The 16797-nt window shown below is 70.5% G+C and carries 16 protein-coding genes and 1 pseudogene; 16 read left to right on the forward strand and 1 reads right to left on the reverse strand.

Going from position 1 to position 16797, the window contains the following annotated elements; genetic code table 11:
• Window positions 1–2: 2 nt before the first annotated feature.
• From AAEX60_RS11610 to hemB, 5 genes are read left to right on the forward strand one after another with little or no spacing between them, the layout of a single operon-like run.
• Window positions 3–689 (forward strand): redox-sensing transcriptional repressor Rex, encoded by a 687-nt coding sequence (locus tag AAEX60_RS11610; RefSeq protein WP_342103659.1) that lies wholly within the window; start codon window positions 3–5, stop codon window positions 687–689.
• A complete protein-coding gene (locus AAEX60_RS11615) occupies window positions 686–2056 on the forward strand; it encodes a glutamyl-tRNA reductase (RefSeq protein WP_342103661.1) in 1371 nt (456 codons plus the stop codon). The genes AAEX60_RS11610 and AAEX60_RS11615 overlap by 4 nt, the downstream gene beginning before the upstream one ends.
• The gene (gene hemC / locus AAEX60_RS11620; RefSeq protein ID WP_342103663.1) at window positions 2053–3003 is read left to right on the forward strand and encodes a hydroxymethylbilane synthase; all 951 of its coding nucleotides are present in this window, start codon (window positions 2053–2055) and stop codon (window positions 3001–3003) included. Before AAEX60_RS11615 ends, hemC begins: the two co-directional genes overlap by 4 nt.
• Window positions 3004–3023: 20 nt before the next feature.
• On the forward strand, window positions 3024–4658 hold the full coding sequence (locus AAEX60_RS11625) for a uroporphyrinogen-III synthase (RefSeq protein ID WP_342103686.1): 1635 nt from the start codon (window positions 3024–3026) through the stop codon (window positions 4656–4658).
• 60 nt (window positions 4659–4718) lie between these two features.
• On the forward strand, window positions 4719–5693 hold the full coding sequence (gene hemB, locus AAEX60_RS11630) for a porphobilinogen synthase (RefSeq protein ID WP_342103666.1): 975 nt from the start codon (window positions 4719–4721) through the stop codon (window positions 5691–5693).
• 361 nt (window positions 5694–6054) lie between these two features.
• Here the strand turns inward: hemB and AAEX60_RS11635 are convergent, their stop codons facing one another.
• A complete protein-coding gene (locus tag AAEX60_RS11635) occupies window positions 6055–6567 on the reverse strand; it encodes an EXLDI protein (RefSeq protein WP_342103668.1) in 513 nt (170 codons plus the stop codon).
• A gap of 219 nt (window positions 6568–6786) precedes the next feature.
• On the opposite strand from AAEX60_RS11635, the gene hemL reads away from it, so the two are divergent.
• The 11 genes and pseudogenes from hemL to AAEX60_RS11690 all read left to right on the forward strand — a co-directional run.
• Window positions 6787–8112 (forward strand): glutamate-1-semialdehyde 2,1-aminomutase, encoded by a 1326-nt coding sequence (gene hemL, locus AAEX60_RS11640; RefSeq protein ID WP_342103670.1) that lies wholly within the window; start codon window positions 6787–6789, stop codon window positions 8110–8112.
• Between the two features lie 2 nt (window positions 8113–8114).
• On the forward strand, window positions 8115–8699 hold the full coding sequence (locus AAEX60_RS11645; RefSeq protein ID WP_446721317.1) for a TlpA family protein disulfide reductase: 585 nt from the start codon (window positions 8115–8117) through the stop codon (window positions 8697–8699).
• Window positions 8700–8838: 139 nt separating this feature from the next.
• The gene (locus AAEX60_RS11650; RefSeq protein WP_342103688.1) at window positions 8839–9549 is read left to right on the forward strand and encodes a cytochrome c biogenesis CcdA family protein; all 711 of its coding nucleotides are present in this window, start codon (window positions 8839–8841) and stop codon (window positions 9547–9549) included.
• An 86-nt stretch (window positions 9550–9635) separates the two neighbouring features.
• Window positions 9636–11195, forward strand: coding sequence for a cytochrome c biogenesis protein ResB (gene resB / locus AAEX60_RS11655; RefSeq protein ID WP_342103672.1), 1560 nt, complete (start codon window positions 9636–9638; stop codon window positions 11193–11195).
• Window positions 11196–11614: 419 nt separating this feature from the next.
• Window positions 11615–12379: pseudogene (gene ccsB / locus AAEX60_RS11660) on the forward strand (c-type cytochrome biogenesis protein CcsB); the annotation flags it as partial.
• Window positions 12380–12607: 228 nt separating this feature from the next.
• Entirely contained in the window at window positions 12608–12892 is a 285-nt protein-coding gene (locus tag AAEX60_RS11665) for a hypothetical protein (protein WP_342103674.1), read from the forward strand.
• Between the two features lie 413 nt (window positions 12893–13305).
• Entirely contained in the window at window positions 13306–14103 is a 798-nt protein-coding gene (locus tag AAEX60_RS11670) for an SDR family NAD(P)-dependent oxidoreductase (RefSeq protein WP_342103675.1), read from the forward strand.
• A 3-nt stretch (window positions 14104–14106) separates the two neighbouring features.
• The gene (locus AAEX60_RS11675) at window positions 14107–14511 is read left to right on the forward strand and encodes a YchJ family protein (RefSeq protein ID WP_342103677.1); all 405 of its coding nucleotides are present in this window, start codon (window positions 14107–14109) and stop codon (window positions 14509–14511) included.
• The gene (gene modA / locus AAEX60_RS11680) at window positions 14508–15272 is read left to right on the forward strand and encodes a molybdate ABC transporter substrate-binding protein (protein ID WP_342103678.1); all 765 of its coding nucleotides are present in this window, start codon (window positions 14508–14510) and stop codon (window positions 15270–15272) included. The genes AAEX60_RS11675 and modA overlap by 4 nt, the downstream gene beginning before the upstream one ends.
• Window positions 15269–16069: an ABC transporter permease gene (locus tag AAEX60_RS11685; RefSeq protein WP_342103679.1), complete on the forward strand. Its 801-nt coding sequence runs from the start codon at window positions 15269–15271 to the stop codon at window positions 16067–16069. The genes modA and AAEX60_RS11685 overlap by 4 nt, the downstream gene beginning before the upstream one ends.
• A partial coding sequence (locus AAEX60_RS11690) for an ATP-binding cassette domain-containing protein (protein ID WP_342103681.1) occupies window positions 16062–16797 on the forward strand: 736 nt, incomplete at its 3' end. The genes AAEX60_RS11685 and AAEX60_RS11690, both read left to right, overlap by 8 nt.

The following is a 16797-nucleotide window of genomic DNA, read 5'->3' on the forward strand; positions in this document are numbered from 1 at the left end:
TGATGATCAATCCCGCAGACCAGATCCCGGAGGCGACGATTGCGCGCCTGCCCGGATACCTGCGGGCACTGATGGAACTGGCCGAGCGCGGGGTCACCCGGGTGAGTTCCACCGAGCTGGCCAAGGCCGCTGGCGTCCAGTCGGCCCTGCTGCGTCGGGACCTGTCCCACTTCGGCAGCTATGGCACCCGGGGAGTGGGTTACGAGGTGCCAGTCCTGGTCAAGGAGATCGGCGAGCACGTCGGCAGCGGGAACAGCTGGCCGGTGATGGTGGTGGGCGTGGGCAATCTGGGGCGCGCGCTGGTCAGCCACAGCGAACTGTTCGACCCGGACTTCCGGCTGGTGGCCCTGGTGGACAATGACCCCCAGGTGGTGGGCAGCACCATCGCCGGGGTCACGGTGGTGGCTGCGGACCAGCTGGAGCAGGAGATCGCCACCCGCCACCCCAGGATCGTGATCATCACCACCCCGGTGGCCGCCGCGCAGGAGGTTTGCACCCGGGTGGTCGACGCCGGGGTGAACAGTGTGCTGAACTTTGCCCCGACAACCCTTTCCGCTCCCGACGGGGTCACCGTGCGCACGGTTGACCTGGGTCAGGAGCTGCACATTCTCGCCTTCCACGAGGCGCGGCGGGTAGCCGTCCAGGCCGGTGCCGCCCCAGTCATGCCTGCGCAGGAGAAAAGCCAGTGACTCTGCTTGCCATCAGCATCAACCATCGCACCGCGGGTCTTGACCTGCTGGCGCGCACGTCGATGGACAACGAGACCAGCCGCGCGCTGGCCCGCAGCCTGGCCCAGGCGGCGCACGTGAGCGAGGCGCTGGTGTTGTCCACCTGCAACCGCACCGAGGTCTACCTGGACACCGACCGCTTCCACGCCGGGCTGGAGGCCGTCGCCCAGCCGCTGGCCCGACGGGCCGGGGTGGAGCGGGCCGCCCTGCCCGAGGTCTGCCGGGTCTACTACGACGAGGCGGCCGTGAAGCACTGCTTCGGGCTGGTGGCCGGGCTGGACTCGCTGGTGGTGGGGGAGAACCAGATCCTGGGACAGGTGCGTGAGGCGCTCTCCAATGCCCAGGACGACCACACCTCCGGGCCCGCCATCAACCAGCTCTTCCAGACCGCGCTGCGGGTGGGCAAGCGGGTGCAGTCCGAGACCTCGATCGGCGCGGCCGGCCGTTCCGTACTCTCCGCCGCGCTGGAACAGCTCGACGGGGAACTGGACGCCGCCAACAGCTCCGTGTTGGTGATCGGTGCCGGCGCGATGGCCGGGTTGGCCGCCCGCACGCTGGCCGGTCAGGGCGCCACCGTGGACTGCGCCAACCGCACCCTGGCCAAGGCCGAGCGGCTGGCCACGGAGGTGGGCGGCGTGGCGATCCCGATGTCCCAGCTGGGCGAGGCGGTGGCCGCGCACGACATCGTGGTGACGTGCACCGGCGCGTCGGGCAGCCTGATCAGTGCCCAGAGCCTGGCCGACGGCCCGGCCCCGCGGATCGTGATCGACCTGGCGATGCCGCCGGACGTCGACGAAAACGTCGCTCAGAAGGGGGTTCGGCTGGTCAACCTGGCCAGCCTGAAGGCCGCCTCGGAAGGGAGCGACGAGCTGGACGTGGAGGCCGCCCGCCGGCTGGTCTCCTCGGAGGTGACCGCCTTCCTGGCCCGGCAGCGTGCCCAGGCCGTCACCCCGACGGTGGTGGCGCTGCGCCAGATGGCCACCGGCGTGGTGGACCAGGAGATGGCCCGGCTGGAGCGTCGGGTGCGCGGGCTGGACGAGCATGCCGCGGCGGAGATCCACAATGCGCTCAACCGGGTGGCGGAGAAGCTGATCCACTCCCCGACGGTGCGGGTGCGGGAGTTCGCCGGTGGCAATGCACCCGTCGACTACGCCGCCGCGCTGCGCGCCCTGTTCTCCCTGGAGGGGCACACCGTGGCGCTCAGTGATCCCGACGACTGCCCGCCCGAGGCACGGCGGGCCGTCACCGAACAGGCCGAGGGACTTGCCGTCCCCGCCCTCAATCCGCTGGACGTGACCGCCGACGGTCAGGAAGAGGCAAGCGCATGATCCGGATTGGAGCCCGGCGCTCCCCGCTGGCCGTCGCCCAGGCCGAATGGGTGGCCGCGCGGCTGGCTGAGCTGGGGCACCCGTGCGAGCTGCTCGGCATCGACTCGCTGGGGGATGTGGACCGGCGTCGGCTGACCGAGATCGGCGGCACGGGGATCTTCGCCACCGCGGTGCGGGAGCAGCTGCTGGCCGACCGGATCGACGTCGCCGTGCACTCGCTCAAGGACCTGCCGGTGGCGCCGGCGCCGGGGCTGAGCGTGGCCGCCATCCCCGCCCGGGAGGACGTCCGCGACGTGCTGGTGGGCCTGCGGGTCGAGCAGTGGCGCGACGGCACAGTGGTGGGCACCGGTTCCCCGCGACGGGAGGTGCAGCTGCGCCAGCTGGCCGCCGATCGTGGCGTCGAGATCACCGTGGTGCCGATCCGCGGCAATGTGGACACCCGGCTCTCGCTGGTGCGCGACGGCCAGGTGGATGCCACCCTGCTGGCCGCCGCCGGGCTGCTGCGGCTGGGCCGGCTGGACCTCCAGGCCGTGACCACCGAGGTCACCCAGAGCCAGGATGTGACCATCGGGGACCTGCCCGCGCGGCTGCTGGCCGTCGACCTGATGGTGCCCGCCGCGGGCCAGGGGGCGCTGGCCGTCGAATGCCGTAGCGATGCCCCCGACGAGGTGCTGCGGGCCCTGGCGGAGCTGGACCATGCCGCCACCCGGGCGGCCGTCACCGCCGAGCGGATCTTCCTGTCCACCTTGGAAGCCGGCTGTCTGGCGCCCGTCGGGGCGCTCGCCCGTGGCGAGACGGATTTGACGCTGACAGTGGTGGCCGGGAAACAATCATCCGATGGCGGGCTGCTCCGGGCGGTCCGCGACGGGTCGAGCGCCGACGCCGAAGCCATCGGTGCCGGGCTGGCCCAGCAGGTCCTGCCCCAGCTGCGTGCTGGTGCCGAATAGAAGGTGGACGTTCCACGGTGATGAACCATGATGAGGCCGGCATCGCGAACGCACCCGGCCGGGTGCAGTTCGTCGGCGCGGGTCCCGGTGACCCGAACCTGTTGACCCTGGCCGCGGTCGGTGCCCTGGCGGAGGCGGGCGCGGTACTGGTGGACAGTGAGGAATTGCGCGCCTTCACCGAGCACGCCTCGGTCCGCTTGGACCCCCGGGCGAGGGTATTGAGCTTTGCCGCCACCGAACAGGCACCCGAGGCGCCCTTGGAGGCCCGGGTCAAGGCCATCACCGACGCCGCCGTCGACGGCCGCAGCGTCGTCCGGCTGGTGGCCGGTGACCCCTTCCTGGACGGCCGGGTCTCCCGCGAGGCCGCGGCCTGCGTGCAGGCGGGCCTGGACATCGAGATCGTGCCCGGCATCTCCGCCATGACCGCCATCCCGGAATACGCCGGGATTGCCCTGGACGGTGCCGGGGTGCACCTGATCAACGCCGTGCCACAGGCCGGCGAGGCCGACCAGCTGGACGGCGATCACCAGTGGCCACTGGACGGAACCCTGGTGGTCCGCGCCAACGCCAGCCAGTTGGTGGCGGTGCAGACCCGGGCCCTGGCCTCCGGCCGCACCCCCGACGAGCAGGTGCTGCTCACGTTCTCCGGTGGCAGCACCCAGCAGACCTCCCGCCAAGCCAAGCTGTCCGAACTGCCCCGGGTGGCCCGGACGCTGGACCCGGAGCTGGCGGTGCACGTGATGATCGGCAGCGCGGTCAGCGAGACTCCCCGGCCGGAGCTGGACTGGTTCGAGTCCAAGCCGCTGTTCGGCTGGCGGGTGCTGGTGCCCCGCACCAAGGACCAGGCGGGCGAGATGGTGGCCCGGCTGCAGATGTACGGCGCGCATGCCGACGAGGTGCCCACCATCTCCGTCGAACCGCCGCGCACCCCGCAGCAGATGGACAAGGCCGTGCGGGGGCTGGTGGAGGGCTCCTACGAGTGGGTGGCCTTCACCAGCGTGAACGCGGTGCGAGCCGTTCGCGAGCGGCTGGAGGAGTACGGGCTGGACGCCCGGGCCTTCAGCGGGCTGCGGATTGCCGCCGTGGGCAATGTCACCTCCAAGGCGCTGAGGGACTGGGGGATCACCCCGGACCTGGTGCCCACCGGGGAACACTCCGCCGCCGGCCTGGCCGCCGAATTCCCCGCCTACGACGAGGTGCTGGACCCGATCAACCGGGTCTTCCTGCCCCGGGCCGACATTGCCACCGAGGTGCTGGTGGCGGGGCTGACCGAGCTGGGCTGGGAGGTGGACGATGTCACCGCCTACCGCACCGTGCGGGCCTCGCCGCCCCCCGCCGAGACCCGGGAGGCCATCAAGACCGGCAAGTTCGACGCCGCGGTCTTCACCTCCTCGTCGACGGTGCGCAACCTGGTGGGGATCGCCGGCAAGCCGCACAATCACACGGTGATCGCCGCTATCGGGCCGCAGACCGCCACCGCCTGCACCGAGCACGGGCTGCGGGTGGACGTCGTCGCCCCGCAGCCGGGTGCGCTGGAGCTGGTGGATGCCCTGGCCGTCTTCGCCCGGGAGCGTCGCGACGAGCTGATCGCCGAGGGACGCCCGGTGACCAAGCCCAGCGAGACCCGTCGCCGCCGCAAGACGACCACCGCCTGAAAGCAAACCCGGCGGCCGGGCCTGTCGAGGCCCCCTGCGAGCACGTCCTAGACTGGCTCAATGATCAATCGTCCCCGTCGTCTCCGTACCAACCCGGCCATGCGCGGCATGGTCAGCGAGAACAGCGTGGAGGCGCGGCACCTGGTGCTGCCGGCCTTCGTCGCCGACGGGATTGACGAGCCGCGCCCGATCAGCTCCATGCCCGGCCAGTTCCAGCACACGATGGACGGCATCAAGAAGTTGGCCCATGACTGCGCCGAGGCGGGGCTGGCCGGCATCATGCTGTTCGGTGTGCCGAAGGCGGAGGACAAGGACGCCAATGGCACCAAGGCGCTGGCCGAGGACGGCATCCTCAACCGCGCCATCCGCGAGGTCCGCCAGGAGGTGGGCGACGAGCTGCTGGTGATGAGCGATGTCTGCCTCGACGAGTTCACCGACCACGGCCACTGCGGCGTGCTCAATCCCGACGGCGTGGTCAACAATGACCTGACGGTGCTGCTCTACGCGGAGATGGCCCGCATCCACGCCGAGTGCGGCGCGCACGTCGTCGCCCCCAGCGGCATGATGGACGGCCAGGTGCTGGCCATCCGCGAGGCGCTGGACGACGCCGACCACGACGACGTCGCCATCATGGCCTATGGCGCCAAGTACGCCAGCGCCTTCTACGGCCCCTTCCGGGAGGCCGTCGGCAGCTCGCTGCAGGGTGACCGCAAGACCTACCAGCAGGACCCGGCCAATGCCCGGGAGGCGCTGCGCGAGGTCTTCGCCGACGTGGAGCAGGGCGCCGACATCGTGATGGTGAAGCCGGCCCTGCCCTACCTGGACATCCTGCGCCAGGTGGCCGACGCCGTCGACATCCCGGTGGCCGCCTACAACGTCTCCGGCGAGTACTCCATGGTGGAGGCCGCCGCCGCCAACGGTTGGCTGGACCGTGACCGCACCATCGACGAGACCCTGCTGGCCATCCGTCGCGCCGGCGCCGACATCACGCTGAGCTACTGGGCGCTGGAGTGGGCCCAGCGCCACGCCCGCTGACTCACGCGGTTCGCTGACTTACGCCGCCTGCTGAGTCACCCGGCCTGACCACCTTCTTGGTTTGTGCCATGGAGGCCGGGCGCGCCCTCCGAGGAGGGGTCTTGCAATCGGTGTGGATACACACGTCCATACACACGGCCGTACGCCGCTCCGGTCAGCAGGGTGAATTCGAAAGAACAGCCCTCCGATCCCTGAGCGCGACTGATCCAATCTGGACTCTTCGGAAGACACCTTTCGAATCGTGTGTGTATACACACTCACATACACACACATTGAGCGAGGTGTCTCCAGAAGGTTCGGCGGAGGATGATCCGCGGAGGGGGTGTCCTAGAAGGGTTGTTCGCCGGTGATCATCGAATGCTCAGATGTCCAGCACCTCCACCCGGAGCGGAGTGAACAGGTTCTCCAGCAGCGTGCGGTCCTCCTCGCGCAGATCGAAGGCGGCCACCACCTCAGCGACCGAATCGAAGACCAGCAATTCCTCGCCGGTACGTTCCGACCAGGTTTCGTGCAGCTCCATCTGCGGCAGGGATGACCGCTTGCGCAAGGCCTGCCAATCCGGATCCGACCAGCGCCAGCATGCCAACCGGCTGCGGGCGGTGTGGTAGACCGTCACTCCGTCGTGTCGTCCAGGAGTGCGGTTGGGAATCAGGAACTCGGCCAGTTCTTGACCATGGAAGCGTTTGAGCACTCGCTCCTCATCCCGCCCCACGTAGACCTGGATCTCTTTGTGCTGGCTCGAACCCTGCTGCCGTCGGGCCACGTAGAGGTCGAGGCCGAGGTCAATGGCCGCTGAGAGGCTACCCGCCATGGCCGCGGCTCGGTCGTAGAAGGCTTCGCGGCTGTCCGCGACGTAGATGTTTCGCCGTCCCATGGGGCTGACGGTAGGCCGTTCGAGCAGGGTGGGCGAGCGAGGATGGGGGATCTGTGGAAAACATTGGCCTGTGGAAAGCACCAGTCGTGAAGGGTGCACAGGCGAGCGCGGTCCGGACCCCCGGCAGGGACTGGGCGGCCGTCTGATGGCCAGGATTGGCTAGACCGCAGGGCGGTCATGGATTCGGGGTTCCCACGTTGGCCGCATAGGCTGGCCCCCATGCAATCCGTGCCCGTCAGTGAGGACCTGTTCGCCCGCGCCCAGAAGGTCATCCCCGGCGGGGTGAACTCGCCCGTGCGCGCCTACCGCGCCGTCGGCGGGACCCCGCGTTTCATTACCAGTGCGCAGGGCGCCTTCGTCACCGACGCCGACGGCAATGAGCTGGTTGACCTGGTGGGCTCCTGGGGGCCGATGATCCTGGGCCACGCCCACCCGCAGGTGCTGAATGCCGTGCGGGCCACCGCTGCCAAGGGCACCTCCTTCGGCGCGCCCACCCAAGCGGAGGTGGAGCTGGCCGAGCTGATCGTCGAGCGCACCCCGATCGAGATGGTCCGGCTGGTCAACTCCGGCACGGAGGCCACCATGAGCGTCCTGCGGCTGGCGCGCGGGATCACCGGCCGCAGCAAGATCGTGAAGTTCGCCGGCTGCTACCACGGCCACGTCGACTCGCTGCTGGTGGCCGCCGGTTCCGGCGTCGCCACCCTGGCCACCCGCGAGGCCCGCGCCATCCCGTCCAGCCCCGGTGTGCCCGAGGTGGTGGCCGCCGACACCCTCGTCGCCCCGTACAACGACCGCGCCGCCGTGGAGAAGATCTTCGCCGAGCACGGCCAGGACATCGCCTGCATCATCACCGAGGCCAGCCCCGGCAACATGGGCGTGATCGAGCCGGCGGTGGAGAAGGGGGAGCACTTCAACGCCTTCCTGAAGCGGATCGCGCACGAGCACGGCGCCCTGTTCGTCTCCGACGAGGTGATGACGGGCTTCCGGGTCACCCGCAGCGGCCAGTACGGCAAGGACGGCGTCGAGCCGGACCTGATGACCTTCGGCAAGGTGATGGGCGGCGGCTTCCCGACGGCGGCCTTCGGCGGCTCCGCGGAGCACATGCTGCACCTGTCGCCCGTCGGCGGCGTCTACCAAGCTGGCACCCTGAGCGGGAACCCGGTGGCCTCCGTGGCCGGTGCCACCACCCTGAAGCTGTGCACCGACGAGGTGTACACCCACCTGGACCAGATCTCCGCCACCCTGCAGCAGTCGGTGCACACCGCGCTGAGCGCCTTCGGCGTGCCGCACACCATCAACACCGCCAACTCCATGTTCAGCGTCTTCCTGGGCACCGAGGGCCCGGTCACCAACTACCAGCAGGCGCAGCAGCAGAGTGACGAGGCCTTCGCCGCCTTCTTCCACGCCATGCTTGACCAGGGCGTCTACCTGCCGCCGTCGGGCTACGAGTGCTGGTTCCTGTCGGCCGCGCACGACGCCACTGTGATCGACCGGGTGGTCGACGCCCTGCCCAAGGCCGCGGCGGCGGCCCGGAAAGCCCTGTGACCGTGGCCCGGCCGAGCCGCCGGCGGCTGCTGGGCGCGGCGGGCCTGCTCCCGCTGGCCGCCCTGACGACGCTGACCGGCTGCAGCGACTCGTCGGGGGTCAACGCGGAGGACGGCTTCGCCGTCGGCGACGGCAACTTCTCCGTGATCCCGCCCGCGGACCGCAAGCCCGCGCCCGAGATCTCCGGCACCACCCTGGACGGCAAGAAGCTCTCGCTGGCCGACTACCGGGGCAAGGTCGTCGTGGTGAACGTCTGGGGCTCCTGGTGCTCGCCCTGCCGGCACGAGGCCCCGGCGCTGGTGGAAGCGGCCAAGAAGACCGCTGGGAAGGCCCAGTTCGTCGGCCTGAACACCCGCGACACCAACACCGCGCAGGGCCAGGCCTTCGTCCGCAGCTTCGGGATCACCTACCCCAACCTCTATGACCCGGACGGTGCCCTGCTGCTGGCCTTCAAGGTGCTGCCGGCCAAGGCGATTCCGAGCACCCTGGTGATCGACAAGGAGGGGCGGATCGCCGCCCGGATCCTGGGCGAGGCCACGACGTCCACCTTGGTGGGCGTCGTCGAGGACATTGCCGCGGGCAAGTGAATGAACCCCGAGTGAGTGATCCCAAGTGCTGACCCTGCTGCAGACCACCCTGCCCGGCCTGACCGATCCCGCCGCGGGCGCCGCCATGCTGCCCCTGCTGGAGACCGGCGCCTGGGTGGAGGGGGCGATTGGTGGCTCCATGCTGCTGGCCATCCCGGTGGCCGCCCTGGCCGGCCTGCTCAGCTTCTTCTCCCCGTGCGTCCTGCCGCTGCTGCCCGGCTACCTCAGCTTTGCGACGGGCCTCAGCGCCGCCGAGGTGCAGGAGGGTGGTCGTCGTGGCCGGATGCTGCTGGGCAGCTCCCTGTTCGTGCTCGGCTTCGCCGCCGTCTTCGTCGCGACGGGTGCCCTGATCGGCGGCCTGGGGGCGGCCTTGATCACCCATCAGCGGTTGATCACCGTGGCGGTGGGGCTGCTCACGATTGTCTTGGGGGCGGTCTTCCTGGGCATCGTGCCGATGGGGCAGCGCGAGCTGCGGCTGCACCGGGTGCCCCGGCTGGGGATCGCCGCGGCGCCGCTGCTGGGGATCGTCTTCGGTGTCGGCTGGACCCCGTGCATGGGGCCGGCCCTGTCCGTCGTGCTGGGTCTGGCCATGAACGAGGGTTCGCAGGGTCGGGGTGCCTTCCTGGCCTTCTGCTACGCCCTGGGTCTGGGCCTGCCCTTCATCCTGGCCGGGCTGGCCCTGACCCGGATGGGGCGGGCGATCGGCTTCGTCAAGCGTCACCAGTTGGCGGTGCAGCGCTTCGGCGGGCTGCTGATGGTGGCCGTCGGTCTCATGCTGGTCACCGGCGCCTGGGATGCGCTGATGGGGCTGCTGCGGCAGTGGGCGGTCAGCTACGGGGCGCCGATCTGATGGCAGGCCCAACCCCCACACCCAGCCCAACCCCCACACCCGGCCCCGATCCCACCGACCATCCCGCAGCCCGGCGAGAGGAACCGATGAGCACCAGCACCCGCGCGGCCGCACCCGCCCAGAAGCCGGTGGAGGCCCTGCGCTGGGTCTGGACCCAGCTGACCAGCATGCGCACCGCGCTGGCCCTGCTCTTCCTGCTGGCGCTGGGCGCCATCCCCGGCTCGCTGATCCCGCAGCGCGGCCAGAGCGCGCAGAAGGTCACCCAGTTCAAGACGGACCACCCCACGCTGGACAGGTTCTACGAGCCGCTGGGGATGTACGACGTCTACACCTCGCCCTGGTTCAGCGCCATCTACCTGCTGCTGTTCGTCAGCCTGATCGGCTGCATCCTGCCCCGGATCCGGGTCTACTGGAAGGCCGTCCGCGGCCGCCCCGCGCGCCTCCCGTCGCGGCTGGACCGGCTTCCGGAGCACCGGCTGACCAGCCTGGAAGCCGCGCAGGCCCAGACCAGCATGGACCGGGCCGAGGCCTGGCTGCGCAAGAGCCGCTTCCGGACCGAGCGGAGCACCCTGGCCGACGGCAGTCTGGCGATCAGCGCCGAACGCGGCTACCTGCGGGAATTCGGCAACCTGCTCTTTCACCTCAGCCTGGTCTTCGTGCTGTTGGGGATCGCCTGGAACAACATGCTCGGCTTCAAGGGCTCCACGATCCTGGTGGAAGGGCAGGGCTTCAGCAATTCCATCACCCAGTACGACGAGTACCACGCCGGCGCCTGGGTGGACACCGACAACCTGGCCCCCTTCACCATGAAGCTCAAGCAGTTCATCGTGAAGTTCGAGACCGGCCAGGTGCAGCGCGGCGCGGCCCGGGACTTCCAGGCAAAGATGGACGTCACCGAGGATGGTGCAATTCGGGCGGAGACGGTGCGGGTGAACCACCCGGCCACCATCGCCGGCAACAAGATCCACCTGATCGGCCACGGCTACGCCGCGCATGTCACGGTCAAGGACGGCAATGGCAAGGTGGCCTGGTCCGGGCCGGTGGTCTTCCTGCCGCAGGACGGCAACTTCACCTCGTCGGGGGTGATCAAGGTGCCCGACGCCCGCCCCGAACGGCTCGCCTTCCAGGGCGTCTTCCTGCCCACCGCCCCCGAGTCCGGGATGATGGGCCAGTCCAAGTTCCCCGACGCCTTCAACCCCAAGCTCTTCCTGAACGCCTACCACGGCAAGCCGAAGACCGAGACCGGCCGGCCGGAGAACATCTACGCGCTGGACACCGCGGGGCTGACCCAGTTCAAGAATGGCGACGACATCCTGCGCTTCATGCTCAAGCCGGGGGAGGGCTACACCCTGCCCGATGGCAAGGGCAGCATCGAGCTGGACGGGTGGAGCCGCTGGAGCAAGGTGCAGATCAGCCGCGCGCCCGGACTGCCGCTGACCTTCGGCTCGATTGCCGCCGCCGTGCTGGGCCTTTGCCTGAGCCTGTTCGTGCGTCCGCGACGGCTGTGGATCCGCACCCGCCGCGCGGAAGATGGCACTCTTGTGCTGGAGACCGCCGGACTGGACCGCGCCGATGCTCGTACCGGACTGGCCGACCACGTCGACGCGCTGGCCGCAGCGGCCGCCGGCAAGGAGGAGAAGAAGTGAGCATCCAGGAGTTGTCCGCGCTGGGGATCGTCACCGCCGCGGTGCTGTACCTGCTGGCCTTCATGGCGCACGCCGCCGAGTGGGCCGCCGCCCGCGGCCTGTCCGCGGACCCTTCCCCCGCGCGCGCCGACGCCTCCACTCCGCTGGCCGGGCAGTCCTCCCCGGTGTCCGAGTCCACTTCCACGGTGGCCGAGTCCTCTTCCACGGTAGCCGAGCGTGTCGAGGCCTCCGCCCAGGCCCGCACCCTGCAGACCGTCGGCGCCGGTGCGCCTGCTGCCACGCTCCCCGAGGCTGTCGCGGGGGCAACCGGGCCGTCCTCCACGATCCCCGAGCCGTCTTCCACGGTGGCCGAGCCGGTCGAGGCCACCCCCTCCAGCCACCCCGCCGCCCTCACCCCGGGCAGCCCCGACGAGGATGCCGCCAAGCTGCGGGTGGACATGTTCGGCCGGATGGGCATGGGCCTCACGTTCGTGGCCCTGGCCAGCCACGCTCTGGGCACGGTGCTGCGCGGGGTCGCGGCCCACCGGGCGCCGTGGGGCAACATGTACGAGTTCACCATCTCCGCCCTGCTGTTCGTCGTGATCGCCTATGTCCTGCTGGCCACCACCAAGGGGATGCGCTGGCTGGGGCTGCCGATCACCCTGCTGCTGGCCGTCGGCAATGGGCTGGCCGCCACCGTCTTCTACGTCGCGGTGGCGCCGCTGGTGCCGGCCCTGCACTCGGTCTGGTTTATCATCCACATCGTCGCCGCCTGCATCGCCGGCGCCGCCTTCAACCTGGGCGGCATGGCGTCGATCATCTACCTCTTCCAGGAACGAGCCGAGGCCAAGGCCGCCGGCAGGGCCCGCACCGGCTACCTGGCCAAGCTGCCGTCGGCCAAGCAGATGGACACCTTTGCCTACCGGGCGCACGCCTTCGCCTTCCCGATCTGGACCTTCACCATCGCCGCCGGCTCCATCTGGGCCGAGTACGCCTGGGGCCGGTTCTGGGGCTGGGACCCCAAGGAGACCTGGAGCCTGGTCACCTGGGTGGTCTACGCGATGTACCTGCACGCCCGGGCGACGGCCGGTTGGCGCGGCCGCAATGCCGCGATCATCGCGATCATCGGCGTGGCCAGCTTCTGGTTCAACTTCATCGGGATCAACCTGCTGGTCAGCGGGCTGCACTCCTACGCCGGCATCTGAGGGCTCCGACGGGCTGGGTCGCGCGCCGAGTTCGGTCCGCCAAGATCACCGGGTTGGCCCCGTCGGGGTCCCCGGGCTCGCCGCGTCAGGATCCCCGGGTTGGTCCGGTCAGGATCCCCGGGGCTGCTCCATCACGATCACCGGCCCGCCCCATCACGATCCCCGGCCCGCCCCATCACGATCCCCGAGCATGTCGAGGGGACGCCCTGGTCCGATAACGTCGAGGCCATGACTTCCACGCCGCAGACCGCCCGGCCAGCCACCCGTCGGGGCTGGTTCCCCGTCCTGGCCCTGGTGCTCGCCATCCTGCTGGGTCTGGGGCTGCCCTGGGCCCACCTGATGGGCACCATGGCCCCGTTGGCGATCGCGGTGATGGTCACCGTCCTCGGTGTGGCAGGCTCGCTGGTGGCCGCCAAGCAGCAACGCACCGTGCTGTTCATCGCCAATGCGGTGGTGGCTTTCGGGCTGGTGCCGCTGATGCTCGGGCTGGTCACCCTGCTGGCCGGTCCCTGAGCCCTTACCCGTCCCTGACCCCTGGCTCGGCCCCTGACCTCCGGCCCGGGCCCCTGAGCCGGGTCACACGTCGCGCCACGTGCGGCTCGTCGCGCCGCCCCATGCACCCTGAACCCGGTCTTCGGGGCGCAACCAGCAAGAGGTGGCGCAAGGTGCCTGGACTGGCGCAAGGTGGCGCGTGTCCTGGCGGATAGCCCCCCGCACGACGCTGCTCGCCCCGAACGACGCCGCTCGGGGGCGCCGGTTGCGAGCCGCTTCTGCAAGGGCCCCGGGGCCAAGTGTGCATACACACCACCATGCACACACCCTGCGAGACCTCTTCTGGGAAGCGTCCCGGGTCCGCCTGCCCTGGATACCTCGGAGGGCGGTCCGTGCCGGGTCCGCCCCGTCGAGGCCACGACTAGGCTGGGGCCATGCATGCACTCGTGACCGGAGCCTCCGGCGGCCTGGGACAGGCCTTCTGCAACCACCTCGCCAGTCAGGGCCATGACCTGGTGCTGGTCAGCCGTCGCACCGAGGAGCTGGAGCGGATTGCCGCCGACGCCCGCGCCCGCTACGGCGTCGAGGCTGTGGTGCTGCCCGCCGATCTCTCCGAGGAGACCGCCCGCACTGAGCTGTTCGCGGAACTGGAGCGACGCCAGATCCAGGTGGCGGTGCTGGTGAACAATGCCGGCTTCGGCACCATCGGGGAGCTGGCCACCGCCGATGTCGACCGGTTGAACGATGAGATCGGGCTGAACTGCGGCGCCGTCGCGCACCTCAGCCGCCTCTTCCTGCCGGGAATGCTCGCCCGGAAGCAGGGCTCGATCATCAATGTGGCCAGCACCGCCGCCTTCCAGCCGATCCCGACGATGGCCGTCTACGCCGCCACCAAGGCCTTCGTGCTGAGCTTCAGCCAGGCGTTGTGGCAGGAGACCCGCAACACCCCGGTCCGGGTCACGGCCATCTGCCCCGGCCCCACCGACACCGCCTTCTTCGACGCCGCCGGCGATGACCAGGTGCTGGGCAAGCGCCGCACCCCGGACCAGGTGGTGGCCAGCACCTTCAAGGCGCTGGACCGCCGGCTGCCCAGCGTCACCGACGGTCTCTACAACGCGCTGCAGGGCCACGTCGCCAAGATCATGCCTGCCATGATCTCGGTCCCCGTCGCCCGGATGGCCGTCAAGCCCGCCAAGACCAGGGTCGGCAAGCGCCGCAGCGGACAGGTCTGAGCGGTGACCAGCCTGGATGACCAGCCCTGCCCGTGTGGCACCGGACGGCCCCTGGCGGCCTGCTGCGGCCCCTACCTGGATGGTCATCCGGCGCCCACGGCCGAGGCGCTGATGCGCTCCCGCTATGTCGCCTTCGCGCTCGGTGCCCGGCATCCGCAGGCAGCCAATCACCTCTTTCGCAGCTGGCACCCGTCGAAGCGTCCCGACGACGTCGTCCCCGACCCGGGGCAGGTCTGGGAGGCCCTGACCATCACCGAGGTGGTCGACGGCGGCCCGGAGGATGAGTCCGGCGAGGTGGTCTTCACCGCCCGGTGGCGGCAGGGCCGCGCCCGTGGGGTGCTGGCCGAGCGCAGCTTCTTCGTCCGTCGCGCCGGGCGCTGGGTCTACCTGGACGGGGACCTGTCGTGAACCGCGCCCCCCTGACATCCCGGCTGGCACTGGTTGCGGGTCTGGCCCTCGCCCTGGGGCTGACGGCCTGCTCCGCTGGCGAGCAGGAGAGCGAGACCCTGACCGTCTTCGCCGCCGCCTCACTCAAGTCCTCCTTCGAGGTCATCGGCAAGGATTTCGAGGCCGCCCATCCCGGCACCAAGATCAATTATTCCTTCAATGGCAGCTCCACCCTGGTCACACAGCTGAAGGAGGGGGCCCCGGCCGACGTCTTCGCCTCCGCGGACGAGAAGAACATGGCCCGGGCCACCGACGGCAAGCTGGTCACCGCAACCCCGATGATCTTCGCCACCAATGTGCTCACCCTGGCCGTCGCCCCGGGCAACCCGCTCAAGATCACCGGCCTGGACCAGTCCCTGCGGGGCCGGAAGCTCGTCGTGTGCGCCGACGGCGTGCCCTGCGGCAATGCCACCGCCAAGCTCTCCAGGGATCTGGGAATCACGCTCGAGCCGGTGTCTGCCGAGCAGAGCGTCACCGACGTGCTGGGCAAGGTCGTCTCCGGTGAGGCCGACGCCGGCGTGGTGTATGCCACCGATGCGAAGGGTGCGGGGGACAGGGTGGGGGCCGTTGCCATCCCCGGTGCGGACAAGGCGGTGAACCGCTACCCGATCGCGGTGACCGCCCATGCCCGACGACCCCAGTTGGCGCACGACTTCGTCGACGCGGTGACCGGGCCGAGGGGTCAACAGGTGTTGGCCGACGCCGGTTTCGGGAAGCCGTGACCGGGCCCACCACCAATCCATCGCTGCCCCGCTGGCTGTACCTGCCGGCGGGGCTCGCGATGCTCCTGGCCGCCCTGCCGATCCTCGGTCTGCTCGTCCGGATCCCCTGGACGCGTCTGGTGGAACTGGTCGGCCAACCAGAGTCCGTGGCCGCGCTGCGGCTCAGCCTGCTCACCTGTACCGCCTCCCTGGTGCTGGTGGTGCTGTTCGGCCTTCCGCTGGCCGTGCTGCTGGCCCGCACCCGCGGGCCCTTGGCGCAACTGGGGCGGGTCCTGGCCGTGCTGCCGATGGTCCTGCCCCCGGTGGTGGCTGGCCTGGCCCTGCTGGTCACGCTTGGCCGACGTGGGCTGCTGGGGGCCCAGCTGTCCGCCTGGGGAGTCGAGATCGGGTTCACCACCCTGGCCGTGGTGCTGGGCCAGACCTTCGTCGCGATGCCCTATTTCGTGGTGGCGCTGGAGGGGGCGCTGCGCACCCTGGACCCGGAGTTCGAGCGGGTGGCGGCCACCCTGGGCGCCTCGCCCACCCGCACCCTCACCCGGGTGACGCTCCCATTGCTGGCGCCGGCGTTGATCGGTGGGGCGGCGATGGCCTTCGCCCGGGCGCTGGGGGAGTTCGGGGCGACGCTCACCTTCGCCGGCTCACTGCCCGGGGTTACCCAGACCCTGCCGCAGGCGATCTACCTCACCCGGGAGAGTGACCCCGACGGTGCGCTCGCGCTGTCCTTCGTGCTGCTGGTGCTGGCCGTCGTGCTGATGGGGCTGTCCGGTTGGGCCGCCCGGAGGCAGCCCCATGACTGAGGCTGCCGCCCCGGGGATGCGGATCGACGTCCGGGTCCCGGCCCGCGACGTGCGGGTGGACCTCACGATCCCGGCCGGTCGGACCACGGCTCTGGTGGGGCCCAATGGTGCCGGCAAGTCCACCCTGGTGCAGCTGGTGGCTGGACAACTGCGCCCCGGCGCAGGCCGGGTGGAGATCGATGGGCGGCTGGTCAGTGGTGAGGGGCTGCACCTACCCACCCACCGACGGCCGATCGCCCTGCTGCAGCAGCGCCCATTGCTCTTCGGTCACCTGGACGTGCTGGGCAATGTGGCCTTCGGTCCGAGGGCGCGCGGGGCCTCCCGTCGAGCCGCGCGCCAGCGCGCGTGGGCCGAGCTGGAGGCGGTGGGGGCCGAACAGTTCGCCGGGCGTCGCCCCGCCAGCCTGTCCGGCGGCCAGGCCCAGCGGGTGGCCCTGGCCCGGGCGCTGGCCACCGACCCATCGGTACTGCTGCTTGATGAGCCCTTTGCGGCGCTGGACGTGGCCGCGGCCGCAGCCATGCGTCGGGTGCTGGCGCGACGGCTGTCGGGCTCGGTTCGGCCGACGACCCTGCTGGTCACCCACGACCCGCTTGACCTGTGGGCGCTGGCCGACCACCTGGTCTGTCTGGAGGCGGGCCGGGTGGCGGCCGAGGGCCCGGTGGCCGAGGTGCTGGGCCGGCCCAGCACCGGTTTCCTGGCCGAGCTGAGCGGAACGAACCTGCTGCGCG

It is taken from the genome of Luteococcus sp. H101 (genome assembly GCF_038433155.1).
In the GTDB taxonomy this organism is placed as follows: Bacteria; Actinomycetota; Actinomycetes; order Propionibacteriales; family Propionibacteriaceae; genus Luteococcus.

What these genes read in the sequence shown, in the direction of transcription:
- AAEX60_RS11610 (WP_342103659.1), top strand. Translation starts at nt 3, where the DNA reads ATGATCAATCCCGCAGACCAGATCCCGGAGGCGACGATTGCGCGCCTG.
- hemC (WP_342103663.1), top strand. Translation starts at nt 2,053, where the DNA reads ATGATCCGGATTGGAGCCCGGCGCTCCCCGCTGGCCGTCGCCCAGGCC.
- AAEX60_RS11625 (WP_342103686.1), top strand. Translation starts at nt 3,024, where the DNA reads ATGAACCATGATGAGGCCGGCATCGCGAACGCACCCGGCCGGGTGCAG.
- hemB (WP_342103666.1), top strand. Translation starts at nt 4,719, where the DNA reads ATGATCAATCGTCCCCGTCGTCTCCGTACCAACCCGGCCATGCGCGGC.
- AAEX60_RS11635 (WP_342103668.1), bottom strand. Translation starts at nt 6,567, where the DNA reads ATGGGACGGCGAAACATCTACGTCGCGGACAGCCGCGAAGCCTTCTAC.
- hemL (WP_342103670.1), top strand. Translation starts at nt 6,787, where the DNA reads ATGCAATCCGTGCCCGTCAGTGAGGACCTGTTCGCCCGCGCCCAGAAG.
- AAEX60_RS11650 (WP_342103688.1), top strand. Translation starts at nt 8,839, where the DNA reads ATGCTGCTGGCCATCCCGGTGGCCGCCCTGGCCGGCCTGCTCAGCTTC.
- resB (WP_342103672.1), top strand. Translation starts at nt 9,636, where the DNA reads ATGAGCACCAGCACCCGCGCGGCCGCACCCGCCCAGAAGCCGGTGGAG.
- AAEX60_RS11665 (WP_342103674.1), top strand. Translation starts at nt 12,608, where the DNA reads ATGACTTCCACGCCGCAGACCGCCCGGCCAGCCACCCGTCGGGGCTGG.
- AAEX60_RS11670 (WP_342103675.1), top strand. Translation starts at nt 13,306, where the DNA reads ATGCATGCACTCGTGACCGGAGCCTCCGGCGGCCTGGGACAGGCCTTC.